General features: G+C 52.5%; 23 protein-coding genes and 2 pseudogenes. 16 read left to right on the forward strand and 9 right to left on the reverse strand.

Going from position 1 to position 26,100, the window contains the following annotated elements; genetic code table 11:
* The first annotated feature begins 70 nt into the window (after positions 1-70).
* Positions 71-943 carry a helix-turn-helix domain-containing protein gene (locus ACKQAD_RS06665; RefSeq protein WP_409159425.1) on the forward strand — a complete coding sequence of 291 codons (873 nt, stop codon included), beginning with the start codon at positions 71-73 and terminating at the stop codon, positions 941-943.
* Positions 944-997: 54 nt separating this feature from the next.
* Positions 998-1,363, forward strand: a pseudogene (locus ACKQAD_RS06670) (ABC transporter substrate-binding protein); the annotation flags it as partial.
* Positions 1,364-1,409: 46 nt separating this feature from the next.
* Here ACKQAD_RS06670 and ACKQAD_RS06675 read toward each other — a convergent pair.
* Entirely contained in the window at positions 1,410-2,117 is a 708-nt protein-coding gene (locus ACKQAD_RS06675) for an epoxyqueuosine reductase QueH (protein WP_409159426.1), read from the reverse strand.
* Between the two features lie 215 nt (positions 2,118-2,332).
* On the opposite strand from ACKQAD_RS06675, the gene dusC reads away from it, so the two are divergent.
* The 7 genes and pseudogenes from dusC to pbpG all read left to right on the forward strand — a co-directional run bounded on the left by dusC (position 2,333) and on the right by pbpG (position 7,253).
* The gene (gene dusC / locus ACKQAD_RS06680) at positions 2,333-3,265 is read left to right on the forward strand and encodes a tRNA dihydrouridine(16) synthase DusC (protein WP_409159427.1); all 933 of its coding nucleotides are present in this window, start codon (positions 2,333-2,335) and stop codon (positions 3,263-3,265) included.
* Positions 3,266-3,448: 183 nt separating this feature from the next.
* Positions 3,449-3,709: pseudogene (locus tag ACKQAD_RS06685) on the forward strand (homocysteine S-methyltransferase family protein); the annotation flags it as partial.
* A complete protein-coding gene (locus tag ACKQAD_RS06690; protein ID WP_409159462.1) occupies positions 3,699-4,247 on the forward strand; it encodes a hypothetical protein in 549 nt (182 codons plus the stop codon). The pseudogene ACKQAD_RS06685 and the gene ACKQAD_RS06690, both read left to right, overlap by 11 nt.
* Positions 4,248-4,648: 401 nt before the next feature.
* Positions 4,649-5,191, forward strand: a complete 543-nt coding sequence (gene cyaB, locus ACKQAD_RS06695; RefSeq protein ID WP_409159428.1) for a class IV adenylate cyclase — start codon at positions 4,649-4,651, stop codon at positions 5,189-5,191.
* 61 nt (positions 5,192-5,252) lie between these two features.
* Positions 5,253-5,609 carry an FMN-binding protein gene (locus tag ACKQAD_RS06700; protein ID WP_409159429.1) on the forward strand — a complete coding sequence of 119 codons (357 nt, stop codon included), beginning with the start codon at positions 5,253-5,255 and terminating at the stop codon, positions 5,607-5,609.
* A gap of 36 nt (positions 5,610-5,645) precedes the next feature.
* Positions 5,646-6,155 (forward strand): DUF6622 family protein, encoded by a 510-nt coding sequence (locus ACKQAD_RS06705; protein ID WP_409159430.1) that lies wholly within the window; start codon positions 5,646-5,648, stop codon positions 6,153-6,155.
* A gap of 150 nt (positions 6,156-6,305) precedes the next feature.
* Positions 6,306-7,253, forward strand: a complete 948-nt coding sequence (gene pbpG, locus ACKQAD_RS06710) for a D-alanyl-D-alanine endopeptidase (RefSeq protein ID WP_409159431.1) — start codon at positions 6,306-6,308, stop codon at positions 7,251-7,253.
* A gap of 71 nt (positions 7,254-7,324) precedes the next feature.
* Here the strand turns inward: pbpG and ACKQAD_RS06715 are convergent, their stop codons facing one another.
* From ACKQAD_RS06715 to ACKQAD_RS06735, 5 genes are all read right to left on the reverse strand, one after another.
* Complete coding sequence (locus tag ACKQAD_RS06715; RefSeq protein ID WP_409159432.1) at positions 7,325-8,011, reverse strand: glutathione S-transferase family protein; 687 nt, start codon at positions 8,009-8,011, stop codon at positions 7,325-7,327.
* 156 nt (positions 8,012-8,167) lie between these two features.
* The gene (locus tag ACKQAD_RS06720) at positions 8,168-8,938 is read right to left on the reverse strand and encodes a DeoR/GlpR family DNA-binding transcription regulator (RefSeq protein ID WP_409159433.1); all 771 of its coding nucleotides are present in this window, start codon (positions 8,936-8,938) and stop codon (positions 8,168-8,170) included.
* A gap of 31 nt (positions 8,939-8,969) precedes the next feature.
* The gene (locus ACKQAD_RS06725; protein ID WP_409159434.1) at positions 8,970-10,622 is read right to left on the reverse strand and encodes an ABC transporter permease subunit; all 1,653 of its coding nucleotides are present in this window, start codon (positions 10,620-10,622) and stop codon (positions 8,970-8,972) included.
* Entirely contained in the window at positions 10,619-11,629 is a 1,011-nt protein-coding gene (locus ACKQAD_RS06730; RefSeq protein ID WP_409159435.1) for an ABC transporter ATP-binding protein, read from the reverse strand. The genes ACKQAD_RS06725 and ACKQAD_RS06730 overlap by 4 nt, the downstream gene beginning before the upstream one ends.
* A gap of 76 nt (positions 11,630-11,705) precedes the next feature.
* Positions 11,706-12,725 carry an ABC transporter substrate-binding protein gene (locus ACKQAD_RS06735; RefSeq protein ID WP_409159436.1) on the reverse strand — a complete coding sequence of 340 codons (1,020 nt, stop codon included), beginning with the start codon at positions 12,723-12,725 and terminating at the stop codon, positions 11,706-11,708.
* A gap of 413 nt (positions 12,726-13,138) precedes the next feature.
* Between ACKQAD_RS06735 and ACKQAD_RS06740 the strand changes: the two genes are divergently transcribed.
* From ACKQAD_RS06740 to idi, 3 genes are all read left to right on the forward strand, one after another.
* Positions 13,139-14,485 carry an aspartate aminotransferase family protein gene (locus ACKQAD_RS06740; protein WP_409159437.1) on the forward strand — a complete coding sequence of 449 codons (1,347 nt, stop codon included), beginning with the start codon at positions 13,139-13,141 and terminating at the stop codon, positions 14,483-14,485.
* A gap of 345 nt (positions 14,486-14,830) precedes the next feature.
* Complete coding sequence (gene bglX, locus ACKQAD_RS06745; RefSeq protein ID WP_409159438.1) at positions 14,831-17,137, forward strand: beta-glucosidase BglX; 2,307 nt, start codon at positions 14,831-14,833, stop codon at positions 17,135-17,137.
* Positions 17,138-17,246: 109 nt separating this feature from the next.
* Positions 17,247-17,786 (forward strand): isopentenyl-diphosphate Delta-isomerase, encoded by a 540-nt coding sequence (gene idi, locus ACKQAD_RS06750; protein WP_409159439.1) that lies wholly within the window; start codon positions 17,247-17,249, stop codon positions 17,784-17,786.
* Positions 17,787-17,895: 109 nt separating this feature from the next.
* Here the strand turns inward: idi and ACKQAD_RS20370 are convergent, their stop codons facing one another.
* The 3 genes from ACKQAD_RS20370 to ACKQAD_RS06760 all read right to left on the reverse strand — a co-directional run bounded on the left by ACKQAD_RS20370 (position 17,896) and on the right by ACKQAD_RS06760 (position 19,644).
* Positions 17,896-18,003: a YohO family small membrane protein gene (locus ACKQAD_RS20370; RefSeq protein WP_039493465.1), complete on the reverse strand. Its 108-nt coding sequence runs from the start codon at positions 18,001-18,003 to the stop codon at positions 17,896-17,898.
* 80 nt (positions 18,004-18,083) lie between these two features.
* Positions 18,084-18,746, reverse strand: a complete 663-nt coding sequence (locus ACKQAD_RS06755; protein WP_409159440.1) for a LysE family translocator — start codon at positions 18,744-18,746, stop codon at positions 18,084-18,086.
* 52 nt (positions 18,747-18,798) lie between these two features.
* Positions 18,799-19,644, reverse strand: coding sequence for a helix-turn-helix domain-containing protein (locus ACKQAD_RS06760; protein WP_409159441.1), 846 nt, complete (start codon positions 19,642-19,644; stop codon positions 18,799-18,801).
* 208 nt (positions 19,645-19,852) lie between these two features.
* Here ACKQAD_RS06760 and dinG point away from each other — a divergent pair, with 208 nt between their 5' ends.
* From dinG to ACKQAD_RS06780, 4 genes are all read left to right on the forward strand, one after another.
* Positions 19,853-21,952 carry an ATP-dependent DNA helicase DinG gene (gene dinG, locus ACKQAD_RS06765; RefSeq protein ID WP_409159442.1) on the forward strand — a complete coding sequence of 700 codons (2,100 nt, stop codon included), beginning with the start codon at positions 19,853-19,855 and terminating at the stop codon, positions 21,950-21,952.
* Between the two features lie 519 nt (positions 21,953-22,471).
* Positions 22,472-23,914 carry a serralysin family metalloprotease gene (locus ACKQAD_RS06770; protein WP_409159443.1) on the forward strand — a complete coding sequence of 481 codons (1,443 nt, stop codon included), beginning with the start codon at positions 22,472-22,474 and terminating at the stop codon, positions 23,912-23,914.
* Positions 23,915-24,026: 112 nt separating this feature from the next.
* Entirely contained in the window at positions 24,027-24,338 is a 312-nt protein-coding gene (locus tag ACKQAD_RS06775) for a protease inhibitor Inh/omp19 family protein (RefSeq protein WP_409159444.1), read from the forward strand.
* Positions 24,339-24,355: 17 nt separating this feature from the next.
* Positions 24,356-26,083 carry a type I secretion system permease/ATPase gene (locus tag ACKQAD_RS06780; protein WP_409159445.1) on the forward strand — a complete coding sequence of 576 codons (1,728 nt, stop codon included), beginning with the start codon at positions 24,356-24,358 and terminating at the stop codon, positions 26,081-26,083.
* Positions 26,084-26,100: the final 17 nt, after the last annotated feature.

Genomic DNA, 26,100 nt, shown 5'->3' on the forward strand with positions numbered 1-26,100 from the left:
GTTGCCGCTGGCTTTCAGCCCCTTGCGGTGAATAACAGAATCTTGCGGTTAAGTGAAAACGGAGGCAGCAATGCATCGTTATAAAGCGTTCGATACCATGCTGCATCATAAAACCGAGCTGCGTGACACCGTTGAACTGACGTCCGGCGTACGGCTGGCCTCCTGGTTTAACCGCCACGATCGCGTCACGATGGAAAACACCGAGCACCATACGCTTAGCCTTTATATCGCGGATGGCTATGAGAGCTACCATAAAACGGCGGACGGCTGGCATAACGGCGGCGGGCCGGATCGTTTCTGCCTGATGCCGAAACAAAGCCTCTCGACCTGGGATATCCGTGGCGACCTCAGTTTTGTTCACCTGTATTTTGACGATACGCACCTACGACAACTGGCAGAGCAAACCTGGGATCGCAGCCCGGCGTCGATTTGTACAGAAGAGCGGATATTTGGCAGCGATCCTCAGATTACGTCGCTGTACCGACAGTTCTTACTCAGTAACCGCTGGGACGATCCGGCGAATCAGCTTGTTCTTGGCAGCGCCGCGACGCTGTTGATGATTCAGGTGCTGCGTAGTTACACCCAATTGCAATGGGAGCTGCCGACGGTGCGCGGCGGGCTGGCGCCAGCGGTGCTGCGGCGCAGCAAAATGCAAATTGACGCGAATCTCGATCAGCCTCTGACGCTACAGATGCTGGCGGCGGAAGCGGGGCTTAGCGAGTTTCACTTTGCGCGCATGTTTCGCCAGAGTGTGGGAATAGCGCCGCATCAGTATGTCCTGAAACAGCGGCTGGCTCGCGCCGACACGCTCGTGCGACAGGGTACGCTGTCGATGACGGACATCGCGCTGGCCTGTGGGTTCAGCTCCGCCAGCCACCTCAGCCATCAATTCAAAAAGGAATACGGTCTGACGCCGTCGGCGCTGCGGTCGGCGCAAAAGTAGAGAGCGTAAGAAAGCGGTTAAACCTTGCAGAGGCGGGCTGTTGTCCGCCTCGTCGTGAAAGTACGACAGGCGTTAACGATGGCGATTAATAAACCCGCGATTATCGACACCGTTTTTCAGGGTATGGATACGGCCGCGAAAAACCTTCTGCCGACGGGTATCTGGAGTGAGGATAGTGAGTTGAAGGATTATGACTACGATCCCGAGAAGGCCAGAGCATTACTGAAAGAAGCCGGTTTGATGGAGGGCGCCACGATCAAAGTTCTGTACAAGCAGGCGCAGCAGGTGATGCACGATCAGGCTCAGGCCGTCATGATTGCGCATTCCATTCTCTCTATTCCGGTACGCAAGGAAGTGACAGGATATGAGGTTGACCTATTTGATAAGCATATTTTTTATCAGGTCGGTGTGAAGAAATAAGACGCTGGGAGTCCGGCACTGCGTGCCGGACTCTGGTGTGACGCGGTTACTCAGTTTCGTCGCCGTAATACAGCTTACCGATGCGGATAATATCGCGCCCCTGTGATTTGCGATGCTTGTTGGAGTCGCGCAAGGAGTAAATGCAGCCGCAATACTCCTGTTGATAGAAACGTTCGCGCTTGCTGATTTCTATCATGCGCGATGAACCGCCGCCTTTGCGCCAGTTGTAATCCCAGTAGGTGATGCCGGGATATTTCTGCGCGGCGTTATGTCCGCATTCGTTAATCTGCTGCATGTTTTTCCAGCGGGAAATCCCCAGAGAACTGGAAATGACGCTAAAGCCGTTTTCTGCGGCGTACAGCGCGGTGCGCTCGAAACGCATGTCAAAACACATGGTGCAGCGGATGCCGCGTTCGGGCTCCCACTCCATGCCTTTGGCGCGTTCAAACCAGTTATCCGTGTCGTAGTCGGCATCGATGAACGGCACGTTATGCTGTTCGGCGAAACGGATATTTTCCTCTTTACGGATCAGGTATTCACGCTGCGGGTGGATGTTGGGATTATAAAAGAAAATGGTGTAGTCAATGCCAGAAGCGGTGATGGCTTCCATGACTTCACCGGAGCAGGGCGCACAGCAGGAGTGCAGCAGCAGCTTGTCTGCGTTATTCGGCAGAGCAAGCTGTGGGCGTTGCAGCGCGGCGGTTTTGATGTTCGACGTGGTTTTGACGTTCGACATAGTTTTGACATTCGACATAAATAAATCGCCACTTCGTTGTGGTCCGTTAGGACGGTATTTGCACAAATCCGTAACGAATTATTGATGATATGCTCACAAGAGGCAACCTCTGTGACCGTCCTGCATTATCTTTCCCGTTGCGTTCCCCGTACAATACCTCCTAACATTGCCAGCTTTTTTGGCCCTATTGATCATGGCTGTGATTAACGATCGAATGGTTACCGAGTGACGTTATGCGTGTTTTGCTTGCCCCTATGGAAGGGGTTCTCGACTCATTAGTGCGGGAACTGCTGACTGAAGTAAATGATTATGACCTGTGTATCACCGAGTTTCTACGCGTGGTGGATCAGTGTCTGCCAGTTAAGTCCTTTTATCGCCTTTGCCCGGAGTTACATCATGCCAGCCGCACGCCGTCCGGTACGCTGGTGCGTGTACAATTGCTGGGGCAGTATCCGCAGTGGCTGGCGGAAAACGCGGCGCGGGCAGTTGAGCTAGGTTCGTATGGCGTCGATCTCAACTGCGGTTGCCCGTCGAAGCTGGTGAACGGCAGCGGTGGCGGTGCGACGTTGTTGAAAGATCCTGAGCTGATTTATCAGGGCGCGAAAGCCATGCGTGAGGCGGTGCCAGCTCATCTGCCGGTCACCGTGAAAATACGGCTGGGTTGGGATTCCGGCGATCGCCAGTTTGAAATTGCCGATGCGGTGCAGCAGGCGGGCGCAAGCGAGCTGGCCGTGCATGGCCGTACCAAAGAGGACGGGTACAAGGCGGAATGCATCAATTGGCAGGCGATAGGAGAAATCCGCCAGCGGCTGCGGATTCCGGTCATCGCCAACGGCGAAATCTGGGACTGGCAGAGTGCGCAGGATTGCATGGCGACAACCGGCTGCGATGCTATCATGCTGGGGCGAGGTGCGCTGAATGTGCCGAACCTGAGCCGTGTGATTAAGTATAACGAACCGCGTATGCCGTGGGCGGAGGTTATGCTGCTACTACAAAAATATGTGCGGTTGGAAAAACAGGGCGACACAGGAATGTATCACGTCGCGCGCATCAAACAGTGGCTCGGCTATTTGCGTAAAGAATATGACGATGCCACCGAGTTATTCAGCGAAATCCGTACCTTGAAAACCTCGGCGGACATCGCACGTGTGATTGGTGAGCCGTAAGGGTTCACCGTTTTCTCATGTTCTGCCTTTCCACTCTGCGTGTTTTCATCACGCTATTCAGATTTAACGCACTGCCTCGTTCTCTCTCTGGCCTGCACTTTACTTTACGAATTGGTTGACGGTATAACACTTTATCTGTCTGGAAGTTTAGACGGCTATAATGAAAGGCCATCATTGAACAAGACGCACCCGTCTTCGCTGACGGATTTGCCGTTGGTGGTTTATCCCAATTCCGGTGAGCAGTATGATGCGATAACGAAAACCTAGAGCAGCGCTCGCGATGCTGCCTGCTCGCTGACGGCGTGTCTGCCTGAGTGGCAAGCGGCAGGGGCGTGCCTGATTGGCGGCGGCTGCCGAACTACGCCCGCTGATATTGCCGGTATTGCACGCTGCCGCCAGCATGAGAGTCAGCACTTAATAAGGGGATGCCGTGATGGAAAATGATGTGAAACTGAAACATGCGTACTCGCTTGCCAGACAGCGCGTCGCGCCGGAGGTGCCGGTAACGGTGCTGTGCATTGGCGAACAGCAGACGACGGTTGTCTGCGGGACGGCATCACAACCGTCGGTAACCCTGCAATTGACCATCGGTTTTGATAAAACGGCGGCGACGTTTTTCAAGCATCTTCCCCCAACGCCAGACGAAATGGAACTGGCGATCATGGCGGTAGAGGATGAAGTGACGCGGATTCGCCACGACATCCCTGCGGACTCAGTTCTGTTTGCTTTCGATCCTGCTTTGGTCACTATTGCACAGATTTCGGGAGCAGAAGAAGAGGAGGCTGGCTGGTGCCTGCCGCAAGATGATTTGGAGCGGACATTTAAACGTCTGGAGCGCGTGATGCTGGGGAGTCCTGCTGCCTGGGAGGGCATTCCGCTTGAGAACGCTTTCTCCGCTCGATTACTGATTTTGCGTGAGTTTATGCACCATCATGGCTTCGATTCTGCACTGATTTTGCTATTACCTGCGGTTGTTGCGTGAAGAACTAGCGGTTTTTGCCTTCTCAGCTACTATTAACGGCGGTCAGCGTCCAGTAAGGGCACTGACCGCATTTTTTGTTGGGAAATATCCGAAGGTATTCGTCAATGTGCATGCTCTGACAGAAAATTGCGCTCAGGATATCTGACGTTGTAAGGTAATAATGCGGTTTTATTATCAAGGTCGGCATTGCTATCGCGGTGACAGCCTGTGACAGGACGTAAGGTGTGAATCAAGGAGGATAAGAGGACGGCCACTGAGCCATATTATGTAACCTGTATGATCTATTTTGCGGATGACTGAATCATTATTATCTTGAATTTCCGTATGGCAGCGTAATGAAACGCTGTTTTATATGGCGGATATTCAATGCTATTTCAGGGAGTCCAGTGAGGGGAAAGAACATGGTTGAACATTTCACAGGGAAATATGAAGTTGAACTTAAATTCCGCATTGACGATATAGCCGTTTTCAGGAATACACTTTTTAGCCTTCATCCTGAGGCCTTTGTCTTTGAAAATAAAGAGCACGATGTTTATTACGATGATGCAGAAAATCGTCTGCGGCAGCAAAATATCAAAATGCGGGTGCGCCGCATGGAGCCATCGGGGATTAAGCTCTGGATCGTGAAAGGGCCGGGCGTCGATCGCTGCGAAGCGGTTAATGTCGAAGATTTTGAAAAAACCGACAGCATGCTACAAACGTTAGGGTATCAGCCCCTTTTTGAAATTCATAAAATTCGCAGCATCTACTTTTTAGACGCCTTCCATATTACGCTCGATTATATTGAGTCCTTGGGTTATTTCGTAGAAATATCGGTAATGACCGATGATGAAACCCAGTTGAAAGCACTCAGGGATAGGTGTATAGAGTGTGCGATACGACTTCAATTATCATTGGATAATATTGAAACGAAATCCTATTATCAATTATTAGGTTTTAACTAACTGTTATTTTCTGGTTGTTGAATTGTTGTTTTTAGTGTTCGGATTTACACATGGGGAAATGATGAAAAAATCTATTTTGGCGGCGTTGGCCACGGTAGTGATGGCTTTTTCTCTGTCCGTTCATGGCAGCCATGTGGCGCAATATAAAGACGGCAACTATATCGGAAAAGCGCAGGGTAAGGCGGCAGAGGTTGAGGTCACGGTCAGCATTAAAGACGGGAAGATCGCTAATGCTGAAGTGCTGAAGCACGGCGATACCGAAGCAATGATGCTGAGCGCGACGGATCAAATTGTGCCGGAGCTTATTGAGAAGCAGGACATTAACCAGGTGGATGCGGTAACGGGGGCAACGTTATCGAGTCAGGGTGTGATTAACGCGGTGAAGCAGGCGCTGGAACAGGCGAAAGTCACGCCGTAATCGTCACTGTCACCGTTGAGGAAGGAATCTACTGCCGTGGAAGACCTGCTGATTATTCTGCGTCACACGCCTTATTGGGTGTGGGCCGTTTTGGGTTACCTGATTTATGCCGGTATAAAAGCCAACCAGCCGAGGCGGCAATCGCTGGTACGGATGTTGGTTGTGCCAATCATTTTCATGGTGTGGGGGATTAGTGCCATTTTTCATACGTCGCTGCTCCCGCTTGCAGCGGCAGGGGGATTTTTGCTGACGTTGATCGTTGGGCTGGGCATCGGATGGGCGTGGGGGAAGACGTCAGGCGCTTATCTGCCCGAATCACGCGTTTTTCAGCGCACCGGTTCGTGGTTGCCTCTGGGTTTAATGCTGCTGACGTTTTGTTTTCGTTTCTCTTTTTCCGTCCAGTTGGCTCGGTTTCCTGCATTGGCGCATGACTTCACGTTCTGCCTGTTGTCCGGTGCGGCAAGTGGGATGACTGCGGGGATATTTAGCGGCGTCAGCCTGCGTTTGATCAACCAGATGCGCAAAATAAGACCGTATCCGGAATAAAGATATAAAAAACAGAAGGTTGCTTAAACTGTTTGTCAAAATTTGTCACAAAGATTTTTCTGCTGCATGAGTGCGTGGGGAAGAGCGGTAAATTATAATGCCGATGCCTATCCCTTTCATTTAACAGAATACTGTTTAAGTTATTGAAGAATGACGAAAAATTTTAAGCTTTCTCTTTGTGGCCTGTTGATGCTGTCAACCCATGCTGTGATGTTGCCTCAGGCTGTGGCGAAAGCGCCGACGTATTCCGCCGGCACTGCGCATCAGGAAATTGCTTCCGGTAGCGCGATGGTGGTGGATTTGCGCGATAATCACATACTGTATTCCAGTAATCCAGATGTGGTGGTGCCGATTGCTTCGGTGACAAAATTGATGACGGCGCTGGTGGTGCTGGATGCCAATCAACCGCTGGATGAAATCATCTCTGTCGATATCAGCCAGACGAAAGAAATGAAAGGGGTGTACTCGCGCGTTCGTCTGAATAGTCAGATCAGCCGCCATGACATGCTGCTGCTGGCACTGATGTCATCAGAAAACCGGGCGGCAGCTAGTCTGGCGCACTATTATCCGGGTGGCTATCAGGCGTTTATCCATGCGATGAATGCCAAAGCTCGTGCGCTAGGTATGGCCCACACGCGCTATGTCGAGCCGACTGGGTTGTCCATCAATAACGTCTCGACTGCCCGCGATCTCACTAAACTCCTGATCGCCAGCAAACAATATCCGCTGCTGAGCCAACTGAGTACGACACAGGAGAAAACGGCGACGTTCTCTAATCCGACTTACAGTCTGCCGTTCAGAAACACGAATCATCTGGTTTATAAAGCGGACTGGAGCATCCAATTGACCAAAACGGGCTTCACGAATCAGGCAGGACACTGTCTGGTGATGCGGACGGTCATTAATCAGCGGCCTGTCGCGCTGGTGGTGCTGGACGCATTCGGTAAATACACGCACTTTGCCGATGCTAACCGCCTGCGTAAGTGGATGGAAACCGGCAAGGTCAGCGAGGTGCCTGCCGCCGCGCTGAGCTATAAGAAACAAAAATCGCTGGCTTCTCGCCAACCGCAGAGCATGGCGAGTATCGAAACCGAATAACCCTTCCTTCTTTCTGATGCTTTAGAAGAGGCTATCAACGGTGGCCGAACGAGCCGCCGGGTGCGACGGTGTTACGCGCGAGCGCGCAGATCTTCTATCACTTCCCCCGCTTTTTTCACGTCTTCCTCATGCTCGTCTTCACGCCAGATTTCCGCTAAGGCGTCCTGTAGCCAACGCTGCATGGCCGGCTCGGCTAATAGGTGGTTGCAATAGGCAGCGGCTTCTGGTGAAACGGGAAGCTGATAGGTTTTGATGCGAAAGACAACCGGTGCAAAGAACGCATCCACGGCAGAAAACTGTTTTCCTGCCAGAAACGGCCCGCCAAAGCGTGTTAGCCCTTCCTGCCAGAGTTCACAGATGCGGTTGATGTCGTTGCGGAGGGCGGGAGATATTTCGTTCATTTTGACGAGAACGCCACAGCTCATGGAACAGATGTTGCGTAGGGCGGTAAAACCAGAATGCATTTCGGCCGCGGCACAGCGTGCCCAGGCACGGGTTTTGGCATCGGCAGGCCAGACGTCAGGATGCTGTTCAGCCAGATATTCGGTAATCGCCAATGAATCCCAGACGGTGGTCTCGCCGTCGATCAGGCAGGGGACTTTTGCCGTCGGCGAAAAGGCTCTAAACGCCGGCTGTGCCATGCCAGGGGCAAAAGCAACCAGCTTCTCTTCGAAAGGAATCGACAGTGTTTTCAACAGCACCCAGGGGCGCAGTGACCAAGACGAATAGTTCTTATTGGCGATATACAACTGATACATGTCTGATGCTCCTTGTGCTGAAGAAGCCTTAGCATTAGCACGAAAAGCGATGGAAATCATCCTCCTTCTACTCTACTTACGTGTTGTGAGTGAGCCCGCTATGGGGCTAAAAAAACGCGGCAATGAACCGTCGGCGAGACGATTCATCGTGCGTGGTCAGGCGATGATCACCTGTTGGCAATGCATCTGTAGCACCGCCAGCTCGGGGTTGTCCGCACTGGCGACGTCGGTCACGATCATATCGATTTCCGGCATGGTGGCATAGACCACGCGGCTGGTGGTGCCAATCTTGCTATGATCCGCGAGGATAATTCGCGTTCGGGCATATTGCACCATGGCTTTGGCAATAGCCGCTTCATGGTGAGCAAAACTGCTGGCGCCAGAAGTGGCCTCCACCCCCACCGGAGAGAGGAGGGCGACATCGGCGCGATAGCGCTGTAGTTCATTGATGGTGATGTCACCGCTGGTTGCCTGTGCCGAGGCACCCATGTATCCACCGAGCAATATCACGCTATGCTGTGCGACCGATTCTGTCGCGGTGAGTTTCTGTGCCACGGTCAGGCTATTGGTAATGACCGTCATGCCCGGCATGGAGAGCAACTCATCGGCTAACAGCGACGTCGTGCTGCCCGCATCGATAAACAGGGTTTGCCCGGCTTTTAACTGCTGTACGGCCGTGCGGGCAATGGCCTGCTTTTCTTTTTCGCGCACGGTATTACGAACGGACAGCGGCAGTTCCGGTTCTTGTGTCGGTGCCACAATCCCGCCGTGAACGCGGCGTAACGCGCCTGCGGCTTCCAGCTTCACGATATCGCGTCGTACGGTTTCGCGTGACACACCAAGATGCTGAATGATTTTCTCGGTGCTCACCCGGTTTAATGTCGAGAGCAGCGCCTGTATACGATGTAACCGTGTTTCTTCTAACATAGCTTTCCATTCTTTGAGGTTCTGACACCGGCTACACCGTTTGCCGTTTCTCTGTCACAAGATGCAGAAGCAGGGCTGTCATGGCGACAATGCCCATAATACACGTTGAAAAGGCGGCAGCCTGTGAGGTAAAGCCTGCTTCATCCAGTCGCATCACGGTAACGGCACCTAACGGCAACGACGGCGTGACCAAAAAAATCACGGCCGATAGTGTAACCATTGAACGCATGAATAAAAACATGGCGACCGAAATCAGTGTGACGCGCATAGCTGGCAGATAAACATCACGTAAAATACGCATCACACCGCCGCCTAACACCGTGGTGGCGTCTTCCATCGCGTGTGGAACGTTACGGATTCCCATCATCATCGTGGTGTAGCCTTGCGTGTGGTAGTGATAATAATTGCATAGTGCCACCAGCAGTGCCGAACCATACAGCATTCCCCAGGGAAGATCGGCCGTATTGAACGTAAACACGTAAGACAACCCTAATACCAGACCGGGAACGGCAACGGGTAACGCGCTGAGCAGTGCGGCGGCGTTGGCGACTTTGCCCGGTTGCCGATGAATGCCGAAAGTGAGCAGGAATAGCAACACGGTGCCAACAATGGCCGCCAGCGCCGAAATCCACACCGACGTCCACAGCGGAGTGTAGCCACCTGCGAGATCGATATCATAATGTTTAAGCGTTAGATCCAGACGGTACGGCCATAGGCGTATCATGCTGGCGATAATGACGGTGCCAATGACGGCGATAATGGCAAAGGCGATCGTCATGGTGGCCAGATAGAACGACATATCGCGAGTGCGCAATGGCTGTGGCACATGCGGGATAGTCGCATGTGTGCCAATCGCTTTTTGCCGTCTTGCGGCGTCGCGCTCTATCCAGATTGAGGCAGCCGCAGGCAGCAGGAGTAAAATCCCCACCACCGCACCCATGCCGAATTTCATCTGGCCGCTGACCTGGCTGTAAATCTCGGTGGCGAGTACGGAGAAATTGCCGCCGATCACAATCGCGTTGCCAAAATCTGTGATTGTGATGGTAAAGACGACAAAGGTGGCGCTCAGCAGACCGTATCGCAGGCCGGGGAGGGTAATATCCAGAAACTGTCGCCAGTCGGACGCACCCAGCACATTGGCGGCTTCATACTGGCGGGTATCGCTATGGCGCAGGGTGGTGCGAATGATCAGAATGGCCTGCGGCAGCGCGTACAGGACGTTGGCGATCAACAATCCCCAAAAGCCGTAAATATCCAATCGTACACCTAGCAGATTGCCGATGATGCCATTTCTTCCCAGCAGAAAAATCAACCCCAATCCCAACACCAGCGAAGGGGCGAGTATAGGAAGCGTGGTCGCAAAAGCGATAAAACGCTTTGCGGGCATCGCCGTACACTCCAAACCATAGGCAACAATGAATCCCAGTAACAGTGTGACCAATGTGGTGACGATGCCTAATAACAAACTGTTTGCCGTTGCCCGCCAGATGCCGGGTGAATCCATCAGCACCAGATAGTTGGATAAGCCAACGGTACCGTTTTGATCGTCCAGCAGACTGTGCCAGGCGATACTCAGCATCGGTATGCCGAAAAACATCAGCAGCGCCAGCAAAGGAAGCCACAGACACAGGCGTGAAAGCCAGCGGTCACTGGCCGTTTGCGGAGGGAGAAGTGAATGGTTCATGCTTGTACCCAGGTGCAGTCTTCTGCGCGAATTGAGAGATGAACGGGGTCTCCTGAGGACCAGTTGACGGCGCTGCTGGTTTCGACCAGGAGCGGCTGCGATTTCCATATCACCTGAACACGTTGAATGCTGCCGAGGAAACTGGTGTTGATAACCCGGCCTTCCGCGCCTTCTGCTTTATGTAATGCGATGCGTTCCGGGCGGATAAACAGCTCTGCGTCTTCTGGTAGCACAGTATTTTGCGCTGAGGGAAGCAGTTCGGGCATACACGCAGTGACGACATCACGTGACAGCAAATTGCTGTGCCCCATGAATTCGGCAACGAAGCGTGTGCGTGGACTGGTATAGAGTTCATGTGGTGTGCCTTCCTGGACAATACGTCCACCGTGCATGCAGATGATTTTATCCGCCATGCTCATTGCCTCTTCCTGATCGTGCGTGACCATCAGTGTAGGAATGCCAAGATGTTGTTGCACGTCACGCAGTTCCTGACGCAGTCCGGCACGCACGCGTGCATCCAGTGCCGAAAGCGGTTCATCCAGCAAGAGCAAGGAGGGGTTGACCGCCAGTGCGCGGGCAATCGCAACACGCTGCTGTTGCCCTCCCGAAAGCTGATTCGGGTAGCGATCGCCGAACCCGCTCAGGCGCACGGTGTCCAGTAGATCGCTGACGCGTGCGGCAATTTCCTCTGTCGGGGTCTGGCGAATTTTGAGACCGTAGCCAATATTTTGTGCAATCGTCATGTGGGGAAAGAGTGAATAAGACTGAAATACGATGCCAAAACCTCGTTCTTTCGCGGGCACGTTGACCAGATCGCGGTCGTCCAGCGTGATTTTCCCCCCATCACAGCTTAGCAATCCGGCAATGATGCGTAGCAATGTCGTTTTACCACAGCCACTTGGCCCAAGAAGGCAGACAAATTCGGCATTTTCAATCGACAAATTGATACGGTCGAGAGCGACATAACCCTCAAAGCTTTTATAAAGATTTTGAATAACCAATGCCATGAATGCGACCTCTTAATGACGGCTTCCGCGCAGTTGGAATGCGCTGTGCGGAAGCCTCTACAGCGAATACAGACCACTAGCGGCCGATGGTTTTTTGCCAGGTTGCCAGTGTGGCGTCACGATCGTTGGCGCTTTTGGTGAAGTCCACGGGATAGAGTACGTGTGTGAGATCGGCGGGCAGGCCAGCCACTTGCGCGGCTTTTGACTGTTCAACACCAGGTATTGTCACGATCTCTTTATATTTGGTGTAGAGCGTGGCGGCATGGCTGGAGAGCGTCCAGTCAAGAAAGCGTTTCGCATCGGGCTTGTTTTTGGCTGCCGCCATCAGGGCGGAGGCTTCTAATTCATAGCCGGCACCATCGTTTGGGATCACCATCTTGACGGGGTAGCCTTCTTCAATTGACTGCATGGCGGCGAAAGCCAGCGATACGCCAATCGCATATTCCCCCGTACGCGCCGCTTTGCACGGACGTGAACCTGACTTGGTGTATTGGGCGATGTTGCCATCCAGAGACTTCAGGAATGCCCAGCCATTTTGCGCCCCTTTAGATTGCAGCAGCGCGGCGATTTGCAAGTAGCCGGTGCCGGAGGAAACCGGATTGGGCATCACGATTTCCCCTTTATAGATCGGGTTGGTCAGATCCTGCCAGGATGCGGGAACAGGGAGATTTTTCGCTTTTAACGCTTCGGTATTGACGCAAAAGGCGGCCATATAGCCGGTTGCCGCAAACCATTTGTGATCTGGGGCGCGGTAGGTGGCTGCAAGGCTATCGCTCCCTTTGGCATCGTAGGGCTCCAATAATGCAGACAAGCGTGGATCCATCACGCTGGTAACGGCCCATCCCCAAATGACGTCATGTTGCGGATTCTTGGATTCCGCCAGAATCCGTGGGCCGAGATCGCCAGTGGACAAGCGCAGTACGTTGATTGTCAGGTCGGGTAAGTCTTTTTTGGCCTGTGCGACGTAATCTTTGATCTCATCTTCTTCCAGTGAGGTATAGACCGTGATGGTGCCTGCTTGTGCGACAGCGCTAGCCAATGTGGCACAGGTGAGGGTGGCGATCAGACTGGTGCGGCGCAATGAAAATCGGTTCATAAACGTTCCCCTACGGTTGTGGAAAAGGTTGGCATCAGTACTCCTCTCGCGTTGAACGGTGCGTAACGCATTCTGTGTATTTTTGTGTTTGTTGCGAGTGGTCTGGGGTTTTAGCATTAATCGTGCCATTTCCTGATTTGAGCGAAATGCTTGTTAAAATATTTATATAAATAAATAGGTTAGATATTTTCCCTACACGTGTGTCAATCCCATAGCGGCTGCGTGGCGTCGTGCATGATTTTATGTGACAGATTTATTGCACTTTTTTGGCATTTCTGTGCATCAAAAAAGTGCATTTTTTTGTATTTGTGTATTTTGTTGCTTTTGGTGTAGGGTGAGTGTCATCTGAACCTGCACGATGCGTTTTATCCCTGTGTGACGCAGTCGTGCCACCACCTTATGTAGGAGTGATTATGGCGACACGCTCAACCATCATGGATACCAATAGCTTTCGCGCTGAACATGCGGATGCGCTGGATGAGGACACACGCAGGCTGACGAATAAGCGTACTCAGGTGTTAGGGGATTCCTATCGGTTGTTCTACCGCAATCCGGTACATCTGGTTCGTGGTGAAGGGCAATACCTGTGGGATGCCAGCGGGCATAAGTATTTGGATGTCTACAACAATGTCGCCAGTATTGGACACTGTCACCCTGCGGTCATTGAAGCCGTTAACGAACAAATGCGCCTGCTCAACACGCATACCCGTTATTTGCACGAGCGTATTCTGGATTACTCTACGGATATCCTCAGCACGGTACCTGCGGCTATTAACAAGGCGATGTATATGTGTACCGGGTCGGAGGCCAACGATCTGGCGATTCGCGTAGCGCGCGCCTACAGCGGTGGGACAGGGATTATTGTGAGCCGCGAGGCCTATCACGGGACCAGTGAACTCACCTCCGGTGCATCACCGGCTCTCGGGAGCGGACAGCCTCTGGCTGCGACAACCCGTCTTGTGCCCGCGCCTGACCGCTATCGGGTCAATGCGCCGGATCTGGGGGGGTGGTTTGCACAGCAAATTCAAGGGCAAATTGATGACATGGCCGCGAACGGTATCAAATTTGCCGGCTTTCTGGCTGATTCCATTTTTTCCTCGGATGGTGTCTTACCGGGACCGGCTGGCTACCTGAAACCGGCCATTGATGTGGTGCACGCGAATGGGGGAATTTTCATTGCCGATGAGGTACAGCCTGGGTTTGCCCGCACGGGCGAGCATTTTTGGGGATTTGGTCGGCATGGCATTGTGCCGGATGTCGTCACGTTGGGTAAACCCATGGGCAACGGCATACCGGTGTCGGCGCTGTTGGCAAAAGCCGATGTGTTGGCGGCATTCAGCGATGAAATTCCTTATTTTAATACCTTTGGTGGGAATCCGGTATCGATCGCCGCCGCGCAGGCGGTATTACGCGTTATTCGTGAGGAAGGTTTGCAAGAACATAGCCGCCGTGTCGGGGAAAAATTGCAGCGTGAGCTGGCGCGGCTTTCCGATCGCCATGCGTGTATCGGTGATGTGCGCGGCGCGGGGCTATTTATCGGCTTTGAGCTAGTCAGCGATCGAGAAACAAAAATGCCGGATAAAGCACTGGCGCTGGACGTGGTTGAACTACTTCGAGCCGAACGCGTGCTCACATCGGTTGCCGGGCCACATGGGAATGTGCTGAAGCTGCGTCCGCCGCTGGCGTTTCAGGAGCACGATATTGACTGGCTGGTTGGGGCGCTCGATCGGGCTTTGCGTTTGCAATCACCGCGGCGTTAATCTTCCTACAGGCTCATGTGGCGATTGTTGTTCGCTTCATGCGCCTTCATGCTGTCCACATTTCCCCATCGATGCTCAGGCAAAATGTTCGTTTTGCGTATCGTCTGGCATTATTCTTGCAGTTTTTATTAAATGAAATCTCAATAAATGCACTATATTACGCGCTGTGCATTTGAGTGCGTCGGTGCGGCAACCATTATCGGGAAGCCTTATTTGCTTAAGGCAGGAGAAGGTGTCTTTACGCCTTGTCAGAGAAGGGATGTGACCGTCGGAATCTTCAACCTGTCTTGTGCTTCAGAGTCTTATTCTATTCTGATGCCTGGATTGACTGGGTCTTTATAACGAATGAAATGGCTTACTTCACTGACTATAGCAATTGGACTTGCTTGTAATCCGGCGTTTGCGCAAGAGTTGACGTCTGCGCCGGCATCAATATCACCTTCATATCAGCAACGCGATGCGTTTGTCACGGACCTGCTGAAGAAAATGACGTTGGAAGAGAAGATCGGTCAGCTCCGACTGATCAGCGTCGGGACGGATAACCCCAAAGAAGCCATTCAGGAAATGATCAGAAACGGCCAGGTTGGCGCGATTTTTAATACGGTAACTCGTCCAGACATTCGTGCGATGCAGGATCAGGTCATGCAGCTCAGCCGCCTGAAGATTCCGCTATTTTTTGCCTACGATGTCGTACACGGTCAGCGGACCATTTTCCCTATTGCATTAGGTCTGGCTTCCAGTTGGGATATGGCTGCGATTGAGAAAAGCGCACGCGTGGCGGCTTATGAAGCGACGGAAGATGGCCTGAACATGACCTGGGCGCCGATGGTGGATATCACTCGCGATCCGCGCTGGGGCCGCGTCTCGGAAGGTTTCGGCGAGGATACCTGGTTGACCAGCAAGATTGCTGGTGTGGTGGTGAAAGCCTTTCAGGGCGATGACGTCACCGGACGCCACTCGCTGATGACCAGCGTAAAACACTACGCGCTCTATGGTGCGGTAGAAGGTGGGCGCGACTATAATACGGTGGACATGAGTCCTCAGCGCATGTTTCAGGACTATATGCCGCCTTACAAAGCGGCAATCGACGCGGGCAGCAGCGGCGTGATGGTGGCGCTGAACTCCATCAACGGTACACCAGCGACGTCAAACAGTTGGCTGCTGAAAGAGGTTCTGCGCGATCAGTGGAATTTCAAAGGCATCACGATTACCGATCACGGTGCGATTAAAGAGCTGATTAAGCATGGCGTGGCCAGCGATCCGCGTGATGCATCGCGCCTGGCGGTGAAATCCGGTATTGGCATGAGCATGAGCGACGAATATTTCGTGCGTTACCTGCCTGAGCTGGTGAAAAGCGGAGCGGTGAGTGTGCAGGAGATCGATGATGCCTGCCGTCAGGTGCTGAACGTAAAATATGATATGGGGCTGTTTGAAGATCCCTATCGTCATTTGGGACCCGTAGGCTCCGACCCGGTGGATACCAATGCAGAAAGCCGTTTACACCGTGTTGATGCGCGTGATGTGGCGCGTAAAAGTCTGGTGCTGTTGAAAAACCGTCTGCAAACGCTGCCGCTTAAAAAGCAAGGCACGATTGCCGTCGTTGGGCCACTGGCTGACAGCCAGCGCGATACGATGGGAAGCTGGTCTGCTGCGGGCGTAACGAAACAGACGATTACCGTTTATCAGGGGCTGAAGAATGCTGTCGGCGATAAGGCCACCATTCTCTATGCCAAAGGGGCTAACGTCAGTAATCACAATGGCATTATCGACTTCCTGAATCAATATGAAGATGTGGTGCAGGTCGATAAACGTCCGCCGCAGGTGATGATCGACGAAGCCGTTGATGCGGCGAAGAAGGCGGATGTCGTGGTTGCTGTCGTCGGCGAGGCCGCCGGGATGGCGCATGAAGCCTCCAGCCGCTCGAACATCGATCTGCCGCAAAGCCAGCGTGACCTGATCGCCGCGCTGAAAGCCACGGGTAAACCGTTGGTTCTGGTGCTGATGAACGGACGTCCTCTGGCGCTGGTGCGTGAAGATCAGCAGGCCGATGCGTTACTGGAAACCTGGTTCAGCGGCACGGAAGGCGGCAATGCGATCGCTGATGTGCTGTTTGGCGATTATAACCCGTCTGGCAAGCTGCCGATGTCCTTCCCGCGTTCCGTCGGCCAAATCCCGATTTATTACAATCACCTGCCGTCAGGCCGTCCTTACACGCCGGAAAATCCAGGCAAGTATACGTCTCACTACTACGATGAAGCCAATGGGCCGCTCTATCCGTTCGGTTACGGACTGAGCTATACCACGTTTAGCGTGTCGGACGTGCGTTTGTCCAGCCAGACCATGAAGCGTAACGGGACGATCAACGCCAGCGTGACGGTGAAAAATACCGGCAGCCGTGCAGGGGAAACGGTTGTGCAACTGTACGTGCACGATGTGGTGGCTTCCATCAGCCGTCCGGTGAAAGAGCTGCGTGGTTTTGAGAAAGTGATGCTCCAGCCTGGAGAGTCCCGCACGGCCACCTTCACGCTCGATAAGGATGCGCTGAAGTTCTACAATGCCCGCATGCAGCAGGTGGTGGAACCCGGCAAGTTCGACGTGATGATTGGTCTGGATTCACAGCGTGTGAAGAGCGAGAGCTTTACCCTGCTATAATGATGTTTGTCTCGCTGCCGGGAGCAGGTGCCGGCGGCGAGTTAACACGAATTGTGATTATCGTAATACAGAGTGATTGCGGGAGAGTATGGTATTGCAGGAGAAAGGTATGCCGTTGACTGAGGTGGTTCTTGTTGATGAAAGTGACAAGCCAACGGGGGTAATGGAAAAGCAGGAAGCGCATGTACAGGGCGTATTACATCGTGCGATCACCGTCTATATTTTCAACTCTCGCCAGCAACTGTTATTGCAGCAGCGGGCGAAAGAGAAATACCACAGCGGCGGTTTATGGAGCAATACCTGTTGTAGCCATCCTGCGCCCGGTGAAGAGACATTACAGGCGGCACACCGCCGTTTGTATGAAGAAATGGGATTACGCTGTGCGCTAACGCCGATGTTCACGTTGACCTATCGCCTGCCGCTGGATAACGGGCTGATTGAGCATGAACTGGGGCATGTGTATTTTGGCGTGACAGATGACCTTCCGCAGATAAATCCTGATGAAGTATCGAGCTATGAATACCAAGCAATGGACGACATTGCACAGCGGATGACGGCGACGCCCGAACAGTTTACAGCCTGGTTCCAACTGACCTTCGCGCGTATTCCTGAGTACTGGCAGACGTTTCAGTCTGAGCAATCACGTTAGTCAGAACGGTCGTGTTAGCTAAACCACCGCGTTAATTGCCGCCTTTCCGTGTGACACTGTTTGGGCCTTCGTGCCGTAGGGATAGAGGTAACTCTGGGAGTCGAATGCTTCAGCCTGAGTGCACGATAATAATGTAACCCACCAGCATCATGCCGGAGATGCCACCTAAGGCAAGCAGGGCGAAGAGACCGATAATACCGATTTTTTGAAGAGTCATCAGGTTATCCTTTTGTTAATTGCTCCGAATTATAAAGCCTTCCCCCCGTGAAACAAGGTCGAAACGCCCCTTACTTCTGATTAGCGAAATAAAAGTAGCAGACCGAAACACAGCAGAATGACGCCAGCGCCGCGTTCAATCGGGTTAAGCCAGCGAGTTAAACGTTGCTGAATCAACGGATGAGCGATCAGCGCGGCGATCAGCAGATCCCACACCAGAACGACAGAAAACATCCAGCTACCGCTGACGAATTGCTGCGTGGGTGTCACATTTTTCCCAAGAATACTGGTCATCAGACTGATGTAGAACAGCATGTTTTTGGGATTCAAGAGCGCCGAGCCGAGCCCCAACTGAATTTGTTTACGCAGCGTCGGGCAGCGGTCGGACTGTTGTTCTGCCTGTAGCGATGGCACAGAACGGCTTTTTAGTAACTGATAGCCAACCCAGAGCAGATAAACCGCACCCCCTAACTCAATGAGCGTAAACAGTGTGGGCGAATGTTGAATGCCTGCCCAGCCGATCGCCGCCAGCAGAATGTAGATGCCGTTACCCAGCGCGATCCCCAGACAAATTCCCGCGCTGCCACGCAGCCGGTGACGAATGGCGTAAGCTGTCAGCAGAAAGAAGTCTGGGCCCGGACTCAGTAGCGCCACAAAATGCGCCAGCGCCAGAGCGGGAAAGTGAGTAGGAAAGAGAGCCTCAGCAGAAAAAAGAGTATTGATAAACGTGGCATTGGTGAACATGGTATATCTGACCTCAATAAATAATCGAGGCCAGTCTAGACAAGGCATCCCGCTATTTATTGTCAAATATTGATCGCGCGTACTGACCCGGCGTCGCGGCGGTGTATTGCACAAATATTTTGTGGAAATGGCTTTGATCGCAGAAGCCGCTTTGATAGCTGGCATCAACCAGCGGGGTGCCTTGTTTCAGCAGCGATTTGGCATACTCAATACGGGCATTATTCAGGAACGCCATCGGCGTAATGCCGGTATCGTGACGAAACTGTCGCACGATGGTTTCACGTCTCAGGCTTAGCTCCTCCGCCAGCGTTTCCAGTGAGGGCGCTTCTTGCAAATTATTCAGCAGACGTTCGCGTACATGGCGTGTCGTGGTTTGCGACGCCTGATGCGGTAATGCTGGCAAACAGGATGGCGCGGGCAGGCAATATTGTTGCCAGATGGGCGCCAGCATCGCTTTGAGCTGGTTATCTGCCGCCGTGATGTCTCCACGATACAGCAGGGCAATGATGTGCTGATAATGTATAAACCATTCGGGATCGCGTAAGACGACGCAGTTGCAACGCAGGGTATCCACCTGATAACCACACTGATCAGCGATTTGATTGAGGCACCAGTCGGTATCCAGATACAGCATGTGATAACTACGCGTTTTGCCCGATAGTGGATTACAACTGTGCGGCTGTTGGGGATCGATAAAGATCAGATCGCCAATCTGTAAGTGGTGAGTGTCGTTGCGGTAATGACACAGCGTTTCGCCGTGTTCTATTGCCCCAATCGAAAATTGCGTATGGCTGTGTGTTTTATAGGTATGACTGCTGTTGCGCGTGCTGCGGCTTTCAACATGCGGTAATTGTGGTGAAAACCAGTACGATTGGTCAATGGCATGGACTGAGGACATAATTTACCGAAGCTATTGTTTACGAAAATAGCGTTTACCGCTCGCGATAAAGGTCGTGTTTGATAAACATATGTGTCTGGTAAAAAGAATAACTTACCCTAATCGTTAGGCGGAAGATTGTCGAGGTTGGAATGGGCGGTGATATCGGCTGACGTCGCCGGGCGTCTGTGGGACAATGGCGGCCAGATTACACAGATACAGAGTATGCATGACGCTGTCCCCCGCAATAAAATTGCAGATTGGTCAATGGTATAAGGCCCTGCAAGCGCAAATCCCGGATTTTATTTCCCGCGTTCCCCAGCGACAGATGATTGCCGAAGTGGCGAAAACGCTGGCGGGCGATTACCCGCGCCATCTGGTTATTGAAGCGCCGACCGGCGTCGGGAAAACGCTTTCTTATCTGATCCCGGGTATTGCGGTGGGGCGTGCGGAGGATAAAACGCTGGTGGTCAGCACGGCGAATGTGGCATTGCAGGATCAGATTTACAGCAAAGATTTGCCACTATTGCAGAAGTTTATTCCCGAACTGAAATTTACCGCCGCATTTGGCCGTCGTCGTTATATTTGCCCGCGCAATCTGGCGATGCTGGCAACCGATCCCGATGCGCAGGGGGATTTACCGCTCTTTCTGGATGATGAACTGATGTCCGCCAGCAAGGAGGAAAAGCGTACCTGTGTACGGCTCGAAAAGGCGTTGCAAGGTTACGCCTGGGACGGACTGCGCGACCATTATCAGGATACGATTGACGATAGCCTGTGGCAGAAGCTGAGTACCGACAAAGCGAACTGTCTCGCGCACAACTGCCATTACTATCGTGAGTGCCCGTTCTTCATCGCACGGCGTGAGATCGAACAGGCCGATGTGGTTGTCACCAACCATGCACTGGTGATGGCGGCGATGGAAAGCGAGTCGGTGCTTCCTCCTCCTAAAAATCTCCTGCTGGTGCTTGATGAAGGACACCATATTCCCGACGTTGCCCGTGATACGCTGGAGATGTCCGGCGATATTCATCCCGCTTATATGATGGCGCAGTTGGAACAACTGGTGCAGCTTATCGGGCAATGTATGGCGCAGTTTGCCCCTAAATCGCCGCCTCGACTCGCTAACAGCGAACGGTTAACCAGCCACTGCGAGGAGATTCGCGAGTGCGCGCTGTCTTTTTCACAAATGTGCGGGCTGTTTCTTTCGCATGACGGGCAGGAAACCGAGTACCGCTTTACGATGGGCAAAATGCCGGATGAAATGCGTGAACTCTGTGTGCGGTTATTCAAGCTGACAGATACGCTGCGGGCGCTGGCGGAGTATATGCTTAACGATCTCAGTGAGAAAACCGGGAAGCATGACGTCGCGCGGGTCTATCACGCTTTGCTGAAAATGAGCCGCCAGCAGGGCTACCTTGAGTCTATGAGTAAACTGTGGCGGCTGGCGGCGATGGAAACATCCTCAAATGCGCCAGTTTCCAAATGGATCACGCGGGAAATGCGTGATAACCAGCCGCATCTTCACCTGCACTGCGCGGGGATTCGCGTCTGCGATCAGCTCGAAAGGCTGCTGTGGAGTAAGGTATCGCACGTCGTGGTGACCTCGGCGACGCTACGTTCGCTGAACAGCTTTGCGCGCATTCAGGAACTGTCTGGTCTCGTTGAGGAAGAGGGAGACACGTTTATCGCGCTGGATTCGCCGTTCAACCACCGTGAGCAGGGGCGGTTGGTCATTCCCAAAATGCGTCATGAACCGCTGATGGAGTCTGAAGCGCAGCATATTGCTGAAATGGCGAAGTTTTTCCGAGCGGAGCTAAAGCAGGAGAAGCATAAAGGCATGCTGATGCTGTTTACCAGCCAGCGCGCCATGCAGCTTTTTCTGACGCAGGTTACCGATTTACGCCTGATGCTGCTGGTTCAGGGAGATAAGCCACGCTACAGGCTGGTTGAACTGCATCGTCAGCGGGTACAGGAAGGCCAGACTAGCGTGCTGATTGGTTTACAGTCCTTTGCTGAGGGATTAGATCTCAAAGGGGAACTCCTGTCTCAGGTGCATATCCACAAAATCGCGTTTCCGCCCATCGATAGCCCGGTGATTCTGACAGAAGGTGAGTGGCTAAAAAGCCTCAAACGGCATCCGTTTATCGTACAGAGTTTGCCCAGCGCCTCGTTTAACCTCATCCAGCAGGTTGGACGTCTTATTCGCAGCCATGACTGCTTTGGTGAAATCGTTATTTACGATCGTCGTCTGTTGACCAAAGGCTATGGTGCACAGCTGTTGGCAGCGCTACCCGTCTTTCCGATCGAACAGCGGGATATGCCATAACAAACGCCTGTCTATCCGTTCGCTGAACAAAGGCGTAATTAATCCCTATTTAACGCTATATTTTTTTATTCTGATTTGTTAGATTTGTCGCCGGGCAGCAAGGATGCCGTTAATACGTATGACAAAGAGTGTCATTGCTCGGCGCAATTTTTATCAACCATGGATAGGTATCACGATGAGAATTAACGCAGTTAATAAAAACGCCTTCCTTTTCAAAAACGAATGCCGTTTGGCATCCATCCTTCTTACTGTTCATATCTGTACCAACAATAAAAAATAGTCACCACTGTCTTATTATTTATCATTTGATAATAACGAAAATAATTGGCTTTCTTTCTTAATTATTTCCTTATAGAGATAATTTTTATTTATATGAATTTTTATATAAATATTTTTTCGTGAGCGTTATCTATCCAGGAGACGATTAGTCCGCGACCACACGCGGTACATGCAATATAGCCATTGCATGAAGGGATTTAGGATTCTGATCATCCCGATCAGACTTATGGAGAAGAAAAGATGGCTTTACGAGATTTACAAGATGAAGACACCGTAACCTCCGCATTGGATGCGACGGGTACGGGATTAAGCGATGTTGCCCCGCTGTTTTACAACCATGTTCGTGGCGGTGACGTGGTATTGAAGGGTAAACCTTCTTTCACCAGCGAAGAGGCTGGCTGGCAAATTGTTCGCGACGGTCTGACGTGGAACGGCACCAATGTATTTGGTAAATCTGCGGATTTGACCTACTCATTCTTACAGAACGTGAGTTCTATCCCTTCAGGCGATCAGGGGTTTGTGAAATTTAACGATGCTCAGATTCAGCAGGCTAAACTGTCTCTGCAATCGTGGGCCGACGTTGCTAACCTGACGTTCACCGAGGTGAATCCCGACAGCCAGAAAGCCACCATCACGTTTGGTAACTATACCCGTGATTCAAGCGGTCGGATTGATAACGATACTCAAGCCTATGGCTATATGCCGGGTAACTACTCTGCGGCAGGTAGCACTTGGTATAACTACAACGTTGATAACATTCGTAGCCCGGATACCATGGAATACGGTCGCCAGACGCTGACACATGAAATCGGCCATGCGCTGGGCCTGAATCACCCAGGTGATTACAATGCAGGCGAAGGTAATCCGAGCTACCGCGATGTGACCTATGCGGAAGATACGCGCCAATATAGCCTGATGAGCTACTGGAGCGAGCAAAATACCGGAGGCGATTTCCAGGGGCATTATGCTGCTGGCCCACTGATCGATGATATTTCTGCGATTCAACTGCTTTACGGCGCGAATATGACCACCCGTACCGGTGACTCGGTATACGGTTTTAATTCCAACACGGGGCGTGATTTCTATACAACCAACAGCAATAGCCAAAAACTGATCTTCTCCGTCTGGGATGCGGGCGGTAACGATACGTTTGATTTCTCTGGCTACAGAGATAATCAAATTATCGATCTGAACGAAGGTCGTTTTTCTGATGTCGGCGGCCTGAAAGGTAACGTTTCCGTTGCTCACGGCGTGACCATCGAAAACGCCATCGGCGGTTCCGGCAACGATACGATCATGGGTAACGATGCAAATAATATTTTGCAGGGTGGTGCAGGGAATGATGTCATTTACGGCGACGGCGGGGCAGACACACTGACCGGTGGGGCGGGCAGAGATACTTTCGCCTACACCAGCGCAAGCGATTCTTCCTTTACGTCAGGCTTTGACACGATCACGGATTTCCAGCGTGGCATCGACAAAATCGATCTGTCGGCGCTGAATCCAAAAGGTGATTTGCAGTTTGTTGATGCTTTCACCGGAGGTGGCAGTGAAGCCCTGCTTAACTGGGATGCGGATAGCAATATCACAAATCTGTGGCTGAATTTTGCGGGTCAGACCACACCAGACTTTGTTGTACAGATTGTTGGTCAGCCTTCTACGGCAACTGATTTTATCGTGTGATGTAGTGTAGCAAGGACGGGGGAAACCCCCCGTCCTTTTCTGTTAGCAACCAGAGGCCACTATGAAAAAATTAATCATCGCGGCGTTGTTAAGTGCAATAAGCGGAGGATGTATGGCAAGTAGTCTGAAATTGCCTTCAGCAAGTGAGCTAAGCGGCGTATGGCAATTGCGTGGCGGCGAACAGCAGTGCGAGGTGGTGCTGCACAATGCGTCGTTAGTGGATAACACCTGGCGCCTTGAGGGTGATGTACAGTGTTTAAAAGCGCTGCTGCCGGATGTGCCCGCCGGATGGCGGCCGACGCCGGACGGTATCACGCTGACGAAAGAGCAGGGTCAGTCCGTCGCATTGTTTAGCAAGGAAAAAGAGGGCTATACGCTGACATTGCCTGATGGCAGTACACGAACGTTGCATAAACAGCCCTGACAGGAGAGGCAAACGCAGTGAGTCAGCTAGCAAATAAGGAACGTTCGTTGTTGAGTATACTGCGTCCTTTCCGGCGCAGCTTTTGGAGCATTGGGATTTTCAGCGCCATCGTTAATCTACTGATGCTGTCGCCTTCTATTTATATGCTTCAGGTTTATGATCGCGTACTGGCGTCGGGGAATGGCACCACGCTGCTGATGCTCACCCTGCTGATTGCTGGGCTGGGGGTATTCATGGCGGCACTCGAATGGGTGCGCAGCCTGGTTGTGGTCAGACTTGGGACCCGGATCGATCTACAACTGAATCAACAGGTGTTCAACGCCGCGTTTGAACGCAATCTGGAAGCTGGTGAGGCCAAAGCGGGTCAGGCGCTGAACGACCTCACGCTCTTGCGGCAGTTTATTACGGGCAACTCACTGTTTGCCTTTTTCGATATTCCCTGGTTTCCTTTCTTTTTATTAGTGTTGTTCCTGATTCATCCGGTTCTCGGTCTGTTGGCAGTTGGGGGAACGGTGGTGCTGGTGCTGTTGGCGTGGCTGAATCAATATCTCACCACGTCGCCTTTGGAAGAGGCTAACCGTGAAGCGCTACAGGCGACCCATCTTGCGGATACGCAACTGCGCAATGCGGAAGTTATCGAATCGATGGGCATGCTGCCGAATTTACGACGGCGCTGGCTGGGGCAACACTACCGCTTTATTACGCTGCAAAACCTGGCGAGTGAACGGGCTGCGGTTGTCGGCGCGGCATCAAAACATGCACGCGTTTTTCTGCAATCTCTGATGCTTGGCATGGGTGCCATGCTCGCGATTAAGGGCGAAATTACGCCGGGAATGATGATTGCTGGGTCAATTCTTGTCGGGCGGGTGCTGAGCCCTATTGATCAATTTATTGGTATCTGGAAACCGTTAAGCAGCGCCCGTCAGGCCTGGCACCGGCTGAGTCGTATCATGGCAGCTTATCCGCCCAAAGCGGCACCGATGGCGTTGCCCGCACCCGTTGGTCAGCTCAGCGTCGAAAATATATTGTTGCAGACGCCGCAAGGGGCGAACAGATTGCAAGACATCCATTTCTCGCTTCAAGCGGGGGAAACGCTGGCGATTTTGGGCGCATCCGGTTCGGGGAAATCGACACTGGCACGTCTGCTGGTGGCAACGCAAATCCCGACACGTGGCAAGATTCGACTGGATGGCGCCGATCTCAGCCAGGTAGATAAAACAGCGTTTGGTCCAGCAATGGGCTATCTGCCGCAGGATGTGCAGCTCTTTAAGGGCACGCTGGCGGAGAATATTTCCCGCTTTGGCGAGCCCGATGCGGAAAAAATTGTGGCGGCGGCGAAGCTGGCTGGCGTTCACGACATGATTCTTAGCCAACCGCAGGGATATGACACCCCGCTCGGCGCTGACGGCAACGGGCTGTCGGGCGGGCAACGGCAACGTATCGCTCTGGCGCGTGCGGTGTATGGCACCCCCTGCCTGCTGGTGCTCGATGAGCCGAACGCCAGCCTCGATAACGAAGGTGAAATGGCACTGGCACAGGCGATCTCGCATCTGCAGAATCGGGGGACGACAGTGGTACTGATTACGCATCGTCCTGCATTAACCACGTTGGCGCATAAGATTCTGGTGCTTAACCAGGGGAGACAGCAACGCTTTGGGCCTGCACGCGATATTCTGAGCGAGCTACAGCCACGTCGTGCCGCCAATCAGGCACAAATGACACCTTCTGCCGCTGTCCAGCGGTAACATGGAATGATGACAAC

This window comes from Pectobacterium artocarpous (assembly GCF_046159765.1).
In the GTDB taxonomy this organism is placed as follows: domain Bacteria; phylum Pseudomonadota; class Gammaproteobacteria; order Enterobacterales; family Enterobacteriaceae; genus Pectobacterium.

What these genes read in the sequence shown, in the direction of transcription:
- ACKQAD_RS06735 (WP_409159436.1), bottom strand. Translation starts at nt 12,725, where the DNA reads ATGAACCGATTTTCATTGCGCCGCACCAGTCTGATCGCCACCCTCACC.
- ACKQAD_RS06715 (WP_409159432.1), bottom strand. Translation starts at nt 8,011, where the DNA reads ATGTATCAGTTGTATATCGCCAATAAGAACTATTCGTCTTGGTCACTG.
- idi (WP_409159439.1), top strand. Translation starts at nt 17,247, where the DNA reads ATGCCGTTGACTGAGGTGGTTCTTGTTGATGAAAGTGACAAGCCAACG.
- ACKQAD_RS06690 (WP_409159462.1), top strand. Translation starts at nt 3,699, where the DNA reads ATGGAAAATGATGTGAAACTGAAACATGCGTACTCGCTTGCCAGACAG.
- ACKQAD_RS06720 (WP_409159433.1), bottom strand. Translation starts at nt 8,938, where the DNA reads ATGTTAGAAGAAACACGGTTACATCGTATACAGGCGCTGCTCTCGACA.
- ACKQAD_RS06725 (WP_409159434.1), bottom strand. Translation starts at nt 10,622, where the DNA reads ATGAACCATTCACTTCTCCCTCCGCAAACGGCCAGTGACCGCTGGCTT.
- ACKQAD_RS06760 (WP_409159441.1), bottom strand. Translation starts at nt 19,644, where the DNA reads ATGTCCTCAGTCCATGCCATTGACCAATCGTACTGGTTTTCACCACAA.
- ACKQAD_RS06770 (WP_409159443.1), top strand. Translation starts at nt 22,472, where the DNA reads ATGGCTTTACGAGATTTACAAGATGAAGACACCGTAACCTCCGCATTG.
- ACKQAD_RS20370 (WP_039493465.1), bottom strand. Translation starts at nt 18,003, where the DNA reads ATGACTCTTCAAAAAATCGGTATTATCGGTCTCTTCGCCCTGCTTGCC.
- ACKQAD_RS06755 (WP_409159440.1), bottom strand. Translation starts at nt 18,746, where the DNA reads ATGTTCACCAATGCCACGTTTATCAATACTCTTTTTTCTGCTGAGGCT.
- bglX (WP_409159438.1), top strand. Translation starts at nt 14,831, where the DNA reads ATGAAATGGCTTACTTCACTGACTATAGCAATTGGACTTGCTTGTAAT.
- ACKQAD_RS06665 (WP_409159425.1), top strand. Translation starts at nt 71, where the DNA reads ATGCATCGTTATAAAGCGTTCGATACCATGCTGCATCATAAAACCGAG.
- dusC (WP_409159427.1), top strand. Translation starts at nt 2,333, where the DNA reads ATGCGTGTTTTGCTTGCCCCTATGGAAGGGGTTCTCGACTCATTAGTG.
- ACKQAD_RS06675 (WP_409159426.1), bottom strand. Translation starts at nt 2,117, where the DNA reads ATGTCGAATGTCAAAACTATGTCGAACGTCAAAACCACGTCGAACATC.
- ACKQAD_RS06700 (WP_409159429.1), top strand. Translation starts at nt 5,253, where the DNA reads ATGAAAAAATCTATTTTGGCGGCGTTGGCCACGGTAGTGATGGCTTTT.
- dinG (WP_409159442.1), top strand. Translation starts at nt 19,853, where the DNA reads ATGACGCTGTCCCCCGCAATAAAATTGCAGATTGGTCAATGGTATAAG.
- ACKQAD_RS06775 (WP_409159444.1), top strand. Translation starts at nt 24,027, where the DNA reads ATGGCAAGTAGTCTGAAATTGCCTTCAGCAAGTGAGCTAAGCGGCGTA.
- ACKQAD_RS06730 (WP_409159435.1), bottom strand. Translation starts at nt 11,629, where the DNA reads ATGGCATTGGTTATTCAAAATCTTTATAAAAGCTTTGAGGGTTATGTC.
- pbpG (WP_409159431.1), top strand. Translation starts at nt 6,306, where the DNA reads ATGACGAAAAATTTTAAGCTTTCTCTTTGTGGCCTGTTGATGCTGTCA.
- cyaB (WP_409159428.1), top strand. Translation starts at nt 4,649, where the DNA reads ATGGTTGAACATTTCACAGGGAAATATGAAGTTGAACTTAAATTCCGC.
- ACKQAD_RS06740 (WP_409159437.1), top strand. Translation starts at nt 13,139, where the DNA reads ATGGCGACACGCTCAACCATCATGGATACCAATAGCTTTCGCGCTGAA.